The organism is Streptomyces sp. NPDC058469 (assembly GCF_042721125.1).
Classification (GTDB): domain Bacteria; phylum Actinomycetota; class Actinomycetes; order Streptomycetales; family Streptomycetaceae; genus Streptomyces.
In genome coordinates this window covers 30771-43663 of record NZ_JBHXME010000038.1, presented here as the reverse complement: position 1 = coordinate 43663, position 12893 = coordinate 30771, and the positions used below count along the sequence as shown (strand labels likewise).

At 70.5% G+C, this 12893-nt stretch carries 11 protein-coding genes; 5 read left to right on the top strand and 6 right to left on the bottom strand.

Translation table 11 applies throughout. The features are described from left to right. Positions 1-43: 43 nt before the first annotated feature. Positions 44-325 carry an FAD-dependent monooxygenase gene (locus ACFWP5_RS18770; RefSeq protein WP_384157271.1) on the bottom strand — a complete coding sequence of 94 codons (282 nt, stop codon included), beginning with the start codon at positions 323-325 and terminating at the stop codon, positions 44-46. Here ACFWP5_RS18770 and ACFWP5_RS18765 point away from each other — a divergent pair. Then, complete coding sequence (locus tag ACFWP5_RS18765) at positions 314-838, top strand: helix-turn-helix domain-containing protein (RefSeq protein WP_384157194.1); 525 nt, start codon at positions 314-316, stop codon at positions 836-838. The genes ACFWP5_RS18770 and ACFWP5_RS18765 overlap by 12 nt on opposite strands. Here ACFWP5_RS18765 and ACFWP5_RS18760 read toward each other — a convergent pair. After that, a complete protein-coding gene (locus ACFWP5_RS18760; protein ID WP_384157191.1) occupies positions 720-1664 on the bottom strand; it encodes a serine protein kinase RIO in 945 nt (314 codons plus the stop codon). The genes ACFWP5_RS18765 and ACFWP5_RS18760 overlap by 119 nt on opposite strands. Positions 1665-1953: 289 nt before the next feature. Between ACFWP5_RS18760 and ACFWP5_RS18755 the strand changes: the two genes are divergently transcribed. Continuing rightward, positions 1954-2124: a hypothetical protein gene (locus ACFWP5_RS18755; RefSeq protein ID WP_384157188.1), complete on the top strand. Its 171-nt coding sequence runs from the start codon at positions 1954-1956 to the stop codon at positions 2122-2124. A 121-nt stretch (positions 2125-2245) separates the two neighbouring features. Here the strand turns inward: ACFWP5_RS18755 and ACFWP5_RS18750 are convergent, their stop codons facing one another. Both ACFWP5_RS18750 and ACFWP5_RS18745 read right to left on the bottom strand, forming a co-directional pair. Beyond that, positions 2246-3157, bottom strand: a complete 912-nt coding sequence (locus ACFWP5_RS18750) for a hypothetical protein (protein ID WP_384157185.1) — start codon at positions 3155-3157, stop codon at positions 2246-2248. Positions 3158-3161: 4 nt separating this feature from the next. Beyond that, positions 3162-3506, bottom strand: coding sequence for a hypothetical protein (locus tag ACFWP5_RS18745; RefSeq protein ID WP_384157182.1), 345 nt, complete (start codon positions 3504-3506; stop codon positions 3162-3164). Between the two features lie 43 nt (positions 3507-3549). Here ACFWP5_RS18745 and ACFWP5_RS18740 point away from each other — a divergent pair, with 43 nt between their 5' ends. Next, positions 3550-7806: a CHAT domain-containing protein gene (locus ACFWP5_RS18740; RefSeq protein ID WP_384157179.1), complete on the top strand. Its 4257-nt coding sequence runs from the start codon at positions 3550-3552 to the stop codon at positions 7804-7806. A 310-nt stretch (positions 7807-8116) separates the two neighbouring features. Here ACFWP5_RS18740 and ACFWP5_RS18735 read toward each other — a convergent pair whose 3' ends face one another. Together ACFWP5_RS18735 and ACFWP5_RS18730 are read right to left on the bottom strand one after the other, a co-directional pair. Then, positions 8117-8515 carry a VOC family protein gene (locus tag ACFWP5_RS18735; protein ID WP_384157176.1) on the bottom strand — a complete coding sequence of 133 codons (399 nt, stop codon included), beginning with the start codon at positions 8513-8515 and terminating at the stop codon, positions 8117-8119. A gap of 278 nt (positions 8516-8793) precedes the next feature. Beyond that, entirely contained in the window at positions 8794-9486 is a 693-nt protein-coding gene (locus ACFWP5_RS18730) for a TetR/AcrR family transcriptional regulator (RefSeq protein ID WP_384157173.1), read from the bottom strand. 53 nt (positions 9487-9539) lie between these two features. On the opposite strand from ACFWP5_RS18730, the gene ACFWP5_RS18725 reads away from it, so the two are divergent. Further along, positions 9540-10658, top strand: coding sequence for an FAD-dependent oxidoreductase (locus ACFWP5_RS18725; RefSeq protein ID WP_384157170.1), 1119 nt, complete (start codon positions 9540-9542; stop codon positions 10656-10658). Between the two features lie 225 nt (positions 10659-10883). Continuing rightward, positions 10884-12854, top strand: a complete 1971-nt coding sequence (locus ACFWP5_RS18720; RefSeq protein WP_384157167.1) for a potassium transporter Kup — start codon at positions 10884-10886, stop codon at positions 12852-12854. Positions 12855-12893 lie beyond the last annotated feature (39 nt).

The window sequence follows — 12893 nt, the reverse complement described above, 5'->3', positions numbered from 1 at the left end:
GCCGTTGCGTTGCGGGTGGGCGAACCGTTCCCGCAGCTGCGGCTCATTGTTGGATCTGCTTCAGGACGGCCGCGGCGAAGACGTCGGCGTCATGCAGGGCCAGGTTCATGCCCTTCGCGCTCATGGGAGGCACAAGGTGCGCGGCGTCTCCGAGCAGGTACGGGCGGCCGTAGCTCATCGGGTCGTGGACCACACTGCGCAGCGGCACAAGCGTCTTGCTGGAGATCCGTCCCTTCACGCCGACCGGTTCGCCGAAACGCGCCTCGATCTCCTCCCGGACAAGCTCGTCCGTCCACCCGGCACAGCCCCGGTCGTGGATCGCCATCATGGACTGGCGGTTGGCGGGGGCCTCGGCCAGTTCGGTCAGCTGGGCGAGTCGCTGCCGCGCTGCCTTGACGCCTTCGGTGACGTCTCCGAGGCGTCGAAGGCCCTGAACAATCACTCCAACACCCTGCGCTCCCTGGTGCGCAAGGCCGCCGTGCTGACCGGCCTGGACCTGGATGACCTGGAACACCAGATGGTGGCTGAACCGGATCGCGGCCCGGTTCACGGCCCCGCGCTGCTTCACCATCGACGGCACCGACCACGCCAATCACCGGGAACAGGGCGGCATTTGTCCGCCGTAACATCGTCCGGCGGAGCCGCCATGCCGACGGACGGCACTCACGTGCCGTCGTCGACATGGCGGACGTTGCCTGATACGGCACTGGCGGCCCGGTTCAGAAGGCGTGGGCCAACAGTTCCGCGAACAGTGCGTGTTCGTCGGCATCAAGGCCCCGGGAGCGGAACCAGCCGCAGATGTTGGCGCAGTCGCGTTGGAGGAAGGTCATCCCGTTGAGGTTGCCGACCAGGTCGACGATCTGGGGCAGGTCGATGACGACCAGCCGCTCGCCCGCCGCCAGGATGTTGTACGCCGAGAGGTCGCCGTGTACGACGCCGTTCTGCACCATCGTCGCGAGCGCGTCGGTGAGTTGCTCGAAGTACGCCGCCAGCAGCTCGGGTGAGGGGCGGGTCTGGGCGAGCCGGGGTGCGGTCTGGACGGTGCCGTCCTCGTCGACGACGGTGATCCACTCCATGAGGATCTCGGTGCCGTCGATCTGGACCGGGTAGGGAACCGGCAGCCCGAGGTTCCAGAGCCGTACCAGCGCAGCCCATTCGGACACCGCCCACTCGCCGGCCGCGACCTGCCGGCCGAAGGTGCTCTTCCGCTTGAGGGCCCGCTCGTCGCGTGAGCGTTTCATCGAGCGGCCCTCGGTGTAGGACGCGGCGCGGTGGAAGGTCCGGTGTTCGGGGGAGCGGTACCGCTTGGCCGCCATGACCACGCCGGCGGTGGGGTCGAGCGGGTCGGCGCGCTCGACGAGGTGGACGTCGGCCTCCTTGCCGGTCTTGAGGACGCCGAGCTCGGTGTCGATCGCGCCCTGGGAGGTCACCACCCAGTCCGGGAGCGGCTCGGGGCCCCGGCTGAGGGGTTCGACGCTGAGCCAGGTCGACCAGCGCTGGCCGTCGGCGAGGTCGTCGTAGGGACGGAAGTCGAAGACGAACCGGTCGTCGACGTCGCCCGGTACCGCGTCGCCAGGCGGCGGGGCGTAGCGGTAGGGGTCGGTGATGAAGTCGTCAGGAAATGCCGGGTGTTGAGGGTGCTGCGGGAGATCGTCGCGAGACATCGCTGGAGGTGCTCCATGAGGTGAGAGGGAGGCGGGCTGCGGGCAGGCCGAGGACAGTCGTCGTCACAGTCGTGCCTCCTCTCGTGGAGCACCGGGCAGCTCCCGGTGGCCCGCCCATGGTGAGGGGCGGGCACGGGGAGCGGCAACCGAATTAAGCCGACCCGCGTCGAGCGGCCCCAGCGCTGCCGTAGGTCTCCGGCGTGGTCCTCCGTGCCGGGCTCGTCCCGGCCCTGCTGGGGCTGACGTCGGCCGGGTCGTTGTCGGGCGGATCCGCGGTGGCCGAAATGGGATGGGAGAGGCGTACTTTTCACAGGACGGCAACGGCGGCATCGACGGGTTGCACTACGGCGTGCGGGACGGCTGCTCCTTCCGCAGCGAGCGGCCGCACGGCCGGACCGCCCTCGATGTGCGCGCCCCAGGGCCTGTCGCCCTTGGCCCACTGGCCCTTCCGCAGAACTGAGGCGGACACCTCTGCCACGAACTCCGCCAAGTCACTCGGCGGACCCACACAGCCCGCCGCATGTCCGCGGTCTCCGACACGCTCCTCATGAGCACAGACCGGCGGATCTGGCGGAGTCCTGCTAGCGGCCCTTCCGTACGAGATCGGTGATGCGCTCGCCTTCGCCGATGGTGAGCGGGCCGGTTCTCTCCGCTGGGTCGCCGACCCCCAGCGCGACCGCCAGCGTACGGCCGTGCAGGTCGAGGGTGGCCTCGGTCAGGGTGGTGAAATCGGCTACGGCGGCGCGGGCGCGGACCCACCCGGTCAGGCCGATGCCCGCGGCGACCAGCACGGCCGGCCACCAGACCACGGTGAGCAGGAGGTAGGGCAGCGCCCAGGTTCCGGTGGCGACCGCGGCGGCGAACGCCGAGTGCGCGGCGGTGAGTTCGGCACGTGCGGGGTCGGGGAGGACCAGCCAGAGCCGGGACCAGCCGTAGGTCAGGTCGAGTCCGTAGCGGTGGTACGCGATCGACTCCACGGCGTGGATCCGGTCGCCCATCCAGGTCGGCCTGCCCGGTTCGGCCATGGCCAGCCGAGTGACGCTGTCGGCCACGGTGTCGATCCGGTCCTGCTGCCCGCGGGTGCGTGTGCCCGGGCTCGCGGCTTCGAGCGCCCGGCGTTCCTCCACGAGCCGGTGCCACCGCGCGCGCCGGCGCGCCGTCCGCGCCGCCGCGACCGCGACGAACGGGCGGGGCCACTGCCCCAGCCAGACGCGCCGGGTGACCCCGGCCAGCGCCTGCACGACGAAGCCCACACCGGAGGCGGCCGCCAGTACGGTTACCACGAGCAGTGCCTGCGCCCCACTCGGCAGGTCCGCGACCGTGTCGGCGGTGTTCTCGACCTGCCGGGTCAACAACTCGACGTTCCACGCGTCGGTATGGCCGAGGGCGACGGACAGCCACACCGCGCCGAGGAAGAACGCACCGGGCAGCACGAGCAGGCTGATCCACCGGTCGGCGAGCGTCTTGGCCAACTGCTCGAAGAAACCGCCCACTTGCCTATACCCGTTCCAAGGGGCGACCCATGACGGCGCAGCGCGGGATCGCACCTGCCGGGAGCGGTACCGCCGTCCGGTCGCAGGCACGGTCTGGGCAGCGGAAGGTTTCCTGACGGGCGATGCCCAGTCCGGCTCCCGGCAGCCCTGACGCGAGCGTGCGCAGGGTGGTCTCACGGTCGGTGTTCAGCAACTGGCCCAGCAGGGTGAGCACCGGACGCCGGGCCCGCGCCTCGGCCACGATCCGTTCCAGCAGTTCCTGACGTTCCGTGGAGTGGAGCCCGGTCTCGCCGATCAGCGCCTCGAACTCCTGGCACAGCGTGGTCAGGGCCGATCGTTCGGCGTCCACCCGGGCTCCTCCTTCCGCCAGTTGGCCGATAGTCTCATGGGTGATGTCCTCCTACCACCAGCCCGATCCGGAGCTGCTCAACCAGCAGGCGGTCGACCTGCTGAACCGGGCCACCAGGGCCGGTGACACGGCACAACTGGGCTCCTGCGTCTCGTTGTTCCAGGGCATCATCGCCCTGACACCGCACCACCATCCGCGCCTCGCCATCCGCCTGTACAACCTCGCCGAATCCCATCGGGCGCTGTACGCGCTGACGGGACAGGTGGACGACGCCGACCGGTCGATCGGCATCGGGCGACAGGCCGTAGCAGCCCTGCACAACGGTGACCCCAACACCGCACTGATCCTGGGCAATCTCAGCGCCACCCATCTCCTGCGGTTCCAGCGGGTCGGGCACCCGGAGGACCTGGACGGGGCCGTCGAGTTCGGGGAGCGGACCGTCGGCGTGCCCGGCACCAACCCGAACCTCGCGTTCCACCTGGCCACCCTCGGCACGGGCTACTTGCTGCGGTTCCAGCGAACAGGGCACCTCCCGGATCTGGACCGTTCCATCGACAGTGGTGAGCGGGTGATGGCTGTCGCCTCCGCCGATTCGCCTCACCGGACGACAGCCTTGTCCGATCTCGCCTCGGGCTATTTGCTGCGTTTCGAGCGGACCGGGCAGCTTTCGGATCTGGACCGTTCCATCTATAGAGGCGAGCAGGTGATGGTTGTCGCCTCTGCCGAGTTTCCTCACCGGTCGACAACCTTGGCCAATCTCGCCACGGGGTGCTTGTTGCGCTTCCAGAGAACCGGGCAGGTCTCGGATCTGGACCGTTCCATCGACAGAGGCGAGCAGGTCATGGCTGTCGCCGACGCCGATTTCCCGCACCGGCCGACCGTCCTGACCAACCTCGGCACCAGCTACTTGCTGCGGTTCGAGCAGACAAGGCACGCCTCGGACCTGGACCGTTCCATCGGCAACGGTGAGCGGGCGTTGGCCGTCACTCCCGTCGATTCCCGTGACCGGCCGACGATCCTGTCCAACCTCGCTTTGGGCTGCCTGCGGCGGTTCGAGGGAACCGGGCAGGTCTCGGATCTGGACCGTTCCATCGACAGTGGTGAGCAGGCGATGGCTGTCACCCCCGTCGACTCCCCTTACCGGGGGACGACCCTGACCAACCTCGCCACCTCCTACTGGGCACGGTTCGGACGGGCGGGCCGTCCGGCGGACCTGGAGCGCTCCATCGGCTTCGGGGAACAGGCCACCGCCGACACCGGCAACCCGCACCGAGCGACCGCCCTGTCCAACCTCGCCGCCGCCTACACCGACCGCTTCGAGCGGACGGGGAACCTGGCCGACCTGGAGCGGGCGATCGGGTACTACGAACAGGTGGTGGCCGTCGCTCCGGACAACGCCTTCGACGGCGCCACCTACGTGTCCAACCTCGGCATGGCGTACCACGCTCGGTTCGAACGGCTGGGGGAGCAGGCCGACTTGGACCGGGCGATCGGCCACCTCGATCGTGCCGCCGCTGCGGCGCCGCGGGGGCACCGCGAGTTCGCGACGATCCTGTCCAACCTCGGCATCGTGTACGGGGCGCGGTTCGACCGGCGGGGGGACGTGGCCGATTTGGACCGGTCGATCGGCCACTACGAACAGGCCGTGGCCGCCACGCCCGAGGGCCACCCGGATCTCGCCCTCCGGCTGTCCAACCTGGGCGCCGCGTACGACGCGCGGTCGGACCGGAAGGGGGACCTCGCCGACGTGCACCGCGCCGTAGCGAGCCTGGAAGGGGCCGTCGTCGCCACGCCGGCCGATCACCCCTTTCGCGCGATGGCCCGGTCCAATCTGGCGGCGACCCTGCGCGGGCGGTTCGACCGGCTGGGGGACGTGGCCGATCTGGACCGGGCGATCGCGCTTCACGAAGAGGCCGTGGCCGCCACGCCCGACGACCACCCGAACCTGGCGATCCACCTGTCCAACCTCAGTGTCGCCCTCTGGTCCCGGCTCACCCGCACCGGAGACATGTCCGACCTGGACGCGGGCATCGACGCCAGCAGACGCGCGGTGGCCGCCACGCCGGCCGATCACCCGGACCGTGCGATGCGCCTGTCCAACCTTGGCACCGCCCTCCATCAACGGTTTGAGCACAGCGGCAGCATTCACGACCTGGACCGTGCCGTCGCGCATCACCAACAGGCCGTGGCCGCCACGCCCGACGACCACCCGAACCGGGCGATGCACCTGTCCAACCTCGGAACCGCCTACCAGTCGCGGTCCGGCCGCACCGCCGGCGGCGCCGATCTCGACAGCGCCATCGACCGCACGCTCCTGGCTCTCGCGGCCACCCCCGCCGACCACCCCGACCGACTGTTGCGCCTGTACAACCTCGGACGGTCCTATCAGGCGCGGTACGAGCGCTCGGGCGATCCGGCCGACCTGGACCGTGCGGTCGACCTGGCGCGGGAGGCGGCCGACGCCGTCCCCGTGGACGATCCGCTCCTCCCGCAGCATCTGTTCAACCTCGGCAACACCCACCGGCTGCGGTTCCAGCGGACCGGCGACCCGTCGGACCTCGACCGTGCCGTCGACGCCGCGGAACGGACCGTCGCGGTAACCCCCGTCGACCATCCCCGGCGGGCCTCACGCATCTACCTCCTCGCGATCTGTCACACGAGGAGGTGGGACAGCGGCAGCACCGTCGACCGGCCGCGGATCATCCGGCTTGCGGAGGAGGCGCTCGCGGCCACGACATCGCCTCCGCTGGAGCGGCTCCGCGCCTGCTGGGTGGTCGGCCGGCTCGCCTACGTACTGGACGAACCGCACATCGCCCGGCTGCTGTTCGACACCGCGGTGGAGCTGCTGCCGTTGGTCGCGGCACGGGAGACCTCTTCGGCGGACCACGAGTACCACCTCGGCGCGATCCACGGACTGGTCGGCGAGACGATCGCCGTGCACTGCGCCCTCGACGATCCGGGCGGCGCGGTCCAGACCGCCGAGCTGGGCCGGTCGATCCTGCTGACGTCCCGGCTGGCCCTGCGGACACCCATTGGCGACCTCGAAGCCGAGCACCCGGCACTGGCCGGCCGGCTGAGCCGGGTCCGCGATGCCCTCAACGCGCCGGAACCCCCCGCCATGGCCACGCCCGACGGTCAGGACGTCGACCACATCGACCGGCGCAAACGGCTGTGGGCCGAGCACGACGCCGTACTGGCGGAGATCCGCCGGTTGCCGGGACTGGACCGGTTCCTGCTCCCGCAGAGGTGGACCCGGCTGCGGCCGACCGGCGCCGGTGAGGCGGTCGTGCTGCTCAACGCCGGCCTGCAGCGGTGCGACGCCGTCGTCGTCACCGCCGACGGGCCCCTGCTGCCGGTGCCGCTGCCCGAACTACGCTTGTCCGACGTCGAGTCGTGGGCCGCCGAGCTGACGGAAGTGACGCACAACGCAGGCTCGTTCACCGGCGAGCTGCGCTGCCAACGCGTGCTGACGGAACTGCTCGGCCGACTGTGGGACACGACGGTCGAGCCGGTCCTCGACGCCATTGAGGAGCGGCTCCGCCCGGCCGACGGAGAACTGCCCCGCGTGTGGTGGACGCCGACCGGGCCGCTCGCGCTGCTGCCGCTGCACGCGGCCGGACACCCCGGTGGCGCCGGGGCGCTCGACCGGGTGATCTCGTCGTACACGCCCACCATGCGCACCCTGGCCCGTGCACAAGGACGCCCGGCCGCGAGGGCCCAGCGCCGGCTCACGGTCGCCCTCGACCGGACCCCGGGTCTGCCGGACCTGCCGGCCACCGCCGCCGAGGCGGCGAGCCTGCACGCCGCTCATCCCGACATGCCGCTCCTCACCAACGAGCAGGCCACCGCCACCCAGGTGACCGGCGCGCTCCCCAGGGCGAGTTGGGCCCACTTCGCCTGCCACGCGGGCACCGACCCCGACGCGCCGTCCGAGGGCGGGCTCCACCTCCACGACGGCGTGCTGTCCATCGCGGAGATCGGCCGCCTCGACCTCCACGAGGCCGAACTGGCCTACCTGTCCGCGTGCTCCACCGGACACGTCGGCAGGCGGCACGCGGACGAGTCGATCCACCTCGCCTCCGCGTTCCAACTGGCCGGCTTCCGGCACGTCGTCGCGAGTCTCTGGCCGCTGGACGACCACGTCGCGGCCGGCGCGGCCGACCACTTCTACCGGCTGATGCCGGACACGCCGTCCGCCGATGACGCGGCGACCGTGCTCCACCGCGTCATCCGGCACCTGCGCGCCGAACACTCCGGCCGACCACACCTGTGGGCGTCCCTGATCCACAGCGGGCCATAGCCCGGACCGACCCCGAACTCAGCGTCCGCTACGACGGATCCGCCACCGTGCCGGCGAACATCGGGCCGTACGGCGGCTCGTCGTCTCGGCTGCCCGGGCGGGACGGACGACCGCCGGAAAGAGCCACTCGATCTCGGACAGCAGTCCTTGGAGCGGTGGGGCAACCACCAACTCGACGCCGGGCGGGCAGTGTTACTCGGCAGGGACTGGCACCGTCGGCCGACAGCGGGGCGAACGCTGTCCGATGCGGCACCAGACAGCCCTCCAGAAAGGCTGGTTGTCGAGTCGGTGGGCGGTGGGTGGCCGGCTCCTAGTTCCGCCGCGGTGCCAGGCTGCGCAGGACGTCGAACTCGTTGCCCTCGGGGTCGGCCATGACCACCCAGTTCCGGTCTGGGCCCTGGCCTACATCCGTCGTGGTGGCGCCGAGGGCGAGCAGTCTGGTCACCTCGTCCTCGGTGCTGCCGTCGATCGGGCTGACGTCGAGGTGGAGCCGGTTCTTGACGGTCTTGTCCTCGGGGACCTGGATGAACTGCAGGGTGGGCGGCGTCTGGCGGGCCCGGACTTCCTCGACGGTCGGTACCCAGGAGCCGATCTCGACCCTGCCCTCGCTCCGGTCGATCACCTTGAAGTCCAGGACCGCGCACCAGAAGGCCGCGAGTCTCTCCGGATCACGGCAGTCAACGATCAACTCGGTGAACCTACTTGGCATGACTCTCCACTCTCCCAGATAGGTGCAGGTCCGCGCGGAACGGTTCTCGGGTACTCGGGCCCTCGCGAAGCTGCTGTTCGGGTACCGATCGGAGTCCGGCGACGGGCTTTACGAGGGTTTCCCCATGCCGGTGAAGAGGGCGTGGAGGACTCGGTCGACGTATTCGTGGGTCAGGGGCTCCTGGGTGATCACGGTTTGACCGGGAGGGTGCCGCGCTCGTCGGCGGCGCAGAGGGCGGAGACGAAGTTGCCGTCGATCTCGAGGGCAAGAACTGAGCGTCACGTCGGCGGCCGGGTGAGTTTGGTGGCCACGGCGTCGAGGACCCAGTCCAGGCCGGTCGCGAAGGACGTCTCGGCGTCCACGTCCGTGCCGTCGTGCACGGCCTTGGCCAGCGCCGGGAAGCGACCTGTGGCCAGCATTCTCGTCACATGCGGGCCTGAGGCGCGCTGCCAGTCGCGCTTGGACAGGCCCGTGGCGCGCTCGGCCCGCAGGTTCGCGATCTCGCGCCTGATCGCGCCGGTGAAGTAGGCGCTGACGGTCTCCACGGCGCGCATGACGGTGTCGATGTCGGCGAGGCCGTCGAGGGCGGCCAGCGTGGCCTCGGTCACCGCGAGGCCGTTCGGACCCAGGGTCGGGCGGCCGCCGAGCAGGTCGGCCAGCCATTCGTGGCGGAGAGCTGCCTGCCTGGTGCGCTGGGCGAGGATGCGCAGCGCCTCCCGCCAGTCACCGGGCTGCTCCGCGGGGAGAATCTCGGCCTGGACCTCGTCCACCATGAGGTCGAACAGTTCCTGCTTGGTGGAGATGTATCCGTACAGCCGCATCGGGCCGGCGTTCAGCCGGGCGGCGACCTTGCGCAACGACACCGCCTCCAGCCCGCCCTCGTCGGCCAGTGCGATGGCGGCGGTGACGATCCGCTCCCGGTCGAGCGGCACAGGGTTGGTCGGCGGCTCCGGCCGGTCCCACACAGTCATGGCCACATCGTACTGTTGCGATGCACTGTATTGAGGAAATACGGTGTATCGCCATGAGATATCGCATCGCCGTGGTCGGCAGTGGCCCTGCCGGCCTTACCTTCGCCCGTGTCCTGCACCGCCATGGCTACCCTGTCGCCGTCTTCGAACGCGATCCCGCCCCCGACGTCCGTCCCCCGGGCGGCACGCTGGACCTGCACGAAGGGCTCGGCCAGCTCGCGCTGGACAAGGCGGGGCTGCTGGCGGATTTCCAGGCGCTGTCCCGTCCCGAGGGGCAGGCCATGCGCATCCTGGACCCGGACGGGACCGTCCTGCGCGACTGGCCACCCCGCCCGGACGACCGGGCCAATCCCGAGATCGACCGCGGGCAACTCCGCGACCTGCTGCTCGGCCCGCTCGACGTCCAGTGGGGCCGGGGCGTGACACAGGTGGTGCCGGGGGCCCGGGACGGCGCACGGGTCCATTTCGCGGACGGGCGACAGGAGACGTTCGACCTCGTGGTCGGCGCGGACGGCGCCTGGTCCCGGATCCGCCCGGCCCTCTCGTCGGTGACGCCGCACTACACCGGCGTCACCTCGATCGAGACCTCCCTGGACGACGTCGACACCCGCCACCCCGACCTCGCCCGGTTGATCGGCGACGGTTCCGTGGCTGCGTACGGCGTGAACCGCTCCCTCGTCGCCCAGCGCAACAGCGGCGGCCACGTCAAGGTGTACGCCAAGTTCCGCGCGCCGCTGGACTGGCACACGAACCTGGACCTGGCCGACGTCGAGGCCGTGCGATCGGGCCTGCTGGCCCTGTTCGACGGCTGGGCCGCTCCCGTCCTCGACCTCCTCCGCAACGGCACCGCGTTCGTCCACCGCCCCTTCTACGCCCTGCCCGTGTCCCACACCTGGACCCACGTCCCCGGGGTGACGCTCCTGGGCGACGCCGCCCATCTGATGCCCCCCTTGGGGGCGGGCGCGAACCTCGCGATGCTGGAGGGCGCCGAACTCGCCGAGTCAATCGCCACCGCCCCTGAAGACCTGGACGAGACCGTCCGCGCCTTCGAGAAACAGATGTGGGCACGGGCCGGCAAGTGGGCGAAGATCACGACGGCCGGTCTGGAACGCCTCGTGAGCCCGGACCCCGCCGAAGCCCTCGCACTCTTCGACCAAGTCCAGCCATCCTGATCGCCAAGCGTGAGAGCACCTGCACCGACAGCTCGCCACGCGCCCGGCAGGAGTTCCCCGCGAACGAGGCGGTCCATGGGTGCCCGGATCGCCTCCTCCTTTGTGACGCGACACGGTTCCGGGCGAAGTGGCGGGCGCCTGCGGGCGATTGCGCCGGGGCATGGGTAGTGTCCGCCCCGATGCACCGGGCCTGCGGTACCGCGGTCCATGAGGAGGAGGATCACCATGGCCGATCGTGGGCACCGGGCCGCGGCGGACGAAGGGCCCGCGGCGGGGCCGCCGGAGGCTCGTCGTGCGAGTGCGCGGGAGACGGTGCGGCTCGCGGTGGTGATCGGTGCTCTCGGCGTGGTGTTCGGTGACATCGGGACCAGCCCGATCTACACCCTCCAGACCGTGTTCAGCCCGAGCGACCCGCACCCGGTCCCGGTCAGCACGCAGAACGTGTACGGGGTGGTGTCGCTGGTCTTCTGGTCGGTGATGGTCATCGTCACGGTCACCTATGTGCTGCTGGCGATGCGCGCCGACAACGAGGGTGAGGGCGGCATCATGGCGCTCATCACGCTGGTGCGGCAATGGAGTTCACAGCGGGGGCGGCGGGCCGCCGTCGTGCTGACCGGCCTGGGCATCTTCGGTGCGTCGCTGTTCTTCGGCGACAGCATGATCACCCCGGCGATCTCGGTGCTGTCCGCGGTCGAGGGGCTCAAGGTCGTCGAGCCGTCGCTGGACAGCGCGGTCGTGCCCATCACCGCGGTGATCATTGTGTTGCTGTTCCTGGTGCAGCGTCGGGGAACGGCGGCGGTGGGGCGGGTGTTCGGGCCGATCATGATCCTCTGGTTCGTGGCCATCGGCGCGTGCGGCGTCGTGGGCATCGCGGATCACCCGGCCATTCTCCGGGCGCTGTGGCCTAGTTATGCCCTGGGCTTTCTGTTCGGTCATTTCGGCACCGCCTTCTTCGCGCTCGCCGCCGTCGTGCTCGCGGTCACCGGCGCGGAGGCCCTCTACGCGGACATGGGGCACTTCGGCCGCCGGGCCATCACCCGCGCCTGGATGTTCCTCGTCTTCCCCGCCTGCATCCTGAGCTACTTCGGCCAGGGCGCGCTGATCCTCGACGACCCGTCCAACATCAGCAGCCCGTTCTTTCTGCTGGTGCCCCACTGGGGACGGTGGCCGATGGTCCTGCTGGCCACGGCGGCCACGGTGATCGCCTCCCAGGCCGTGATCACCGGTGCGTACTCGGTCGCCTCCCAGGCGGCCCAGCTCGGCTACCTGCCGAGGCTGCGGATCGCGCACACCTCCGAGTCCACCATCGGCCAGATCTACGTCCCCTGGATCAACTGGCTGCTCATGGTCTCGGTCCTCACCCTCGTCTTCGCGTTCCGCAGCTCCGCGGCGCTGGCCTTCGCGTTCGGCATGGCGGTCACCGGCACCATCACCATCACCACGCTGCTGTTCTTCTACGTCGCCCGCGCGAAATGGGGCACGCCCGTGTGGCTGATCGCCGCCGGCGCGACCCTGCTGCTCTCCGTCGACCTGCTGTTCGTGGCGGCCAACCTGACCAAGCTCGTCCATGGCGCGTGGCTGCCGCTGCTGATCGGCCTCACCGCGTTCACCGTCATGACGACGTGGCAGCGGGGCCGCGAGGTCGTCACCGCGGAACGCGCGGACCACGAGGGTTCCCTGCGCGAGTTCGTCGACCAACTCCGCAGTGGGGAGCGGCCGGTGCTCCAGGTCCCCGGCACGGCCGTGTTCCTCAACCGGAGCAAACAGACGGCGCCCCTGGCCATGCGGGCCAACGCGGAACTCAACCACGTACGGCACGAGCAGGTCGTGATCCTGTCCATCGAGACCGAGCCCGTGCCCCGCGTCCCGGCCGACCGGCGGATCGTCGTCGACGGCCTCGGCTACGCCGACGACGGGATCATCCACGTCACCGCCCGGTTCGGCTATATGGAGACGCCGGACGTGCCCGCCACGCTGGCGATGCTCGACCCGGCCGACACCGAGGGGCCGTTGCTGCTCGACCAGGCGTCCTACTTCCTGTCGACGATCGAGCTCCGGCGCGGCGAGGCGCCGACGATGGCTCCCTGGCGTAAACGCCTGTTCATCGCCACCTCCCACATCACGGCCGACGCCGCCGAGCACTTCGGCCTGCCCCGCGACCGGACGATCATCATGGGCTGGCACATCGAGGTGTAGACACGCTTGTCGCCTACGGCCCGGCCCAGCGGGCGCGGT

Coding starts and splice junctions, on each gene's coding strand:
- ACFWP5_RS18770 (WP_384157271.1), bottom strand. CDS start 325: ATGGCGATCCACGACCGGGGCTGTGCCGGGTGGACGGACGAGCTTGTC.
- ACFWP5_RS18760 (WP_384157191.1), bottom strand. CDS start 1,664: ATGTCTCGCGACGATCTCCCGCAGCACCCTCAACACCCGGCATTTCCT.
- ACFWP5_RS18755 (WP_384157188.1), top strand. CDS start 1,954: ATGGGAGAGGCGTACTTTTCACAGGACGGCAACGGCGGCATCGACGGG.
- ACFWP5_RS18740 (WP_384157179.1), top strand. CDS start 3,550: ATGTCCTCCTACCACCAGCCCGATCCGGAGCTGCTCAACCAGCAGGCG.
- ACFWP5_RS18735 (WP_384157176.1), bottom strand. CDS start 8,515: ATGCCAAGTAGGTTCACCGAGTTGATCGTTGACTGCCGTGATCCGGAG.
- ACFWP5_RS18730 (WP_384157173.1), bottom strand. CDS start 9,486: ATGACTGTGTGGGACCGGCCGGAGCCGCCGACCAACCCTGTGCCGCTC.
- ACFWP5_RS18725 (WP_384157170.1), top strand. CDS start 9,540: ATGAGATATCGCATCGCCGTGGTCGGCAGTGGCCCTGCCGGCCTTACC.
- ACFWP5_RS18720 (WP_384157167.1), top strand. CDS start 10,884: ATGGCCGATCGTGGGCACCGGGCCGCGGCGGACGAAGGGCCCGCGGCG.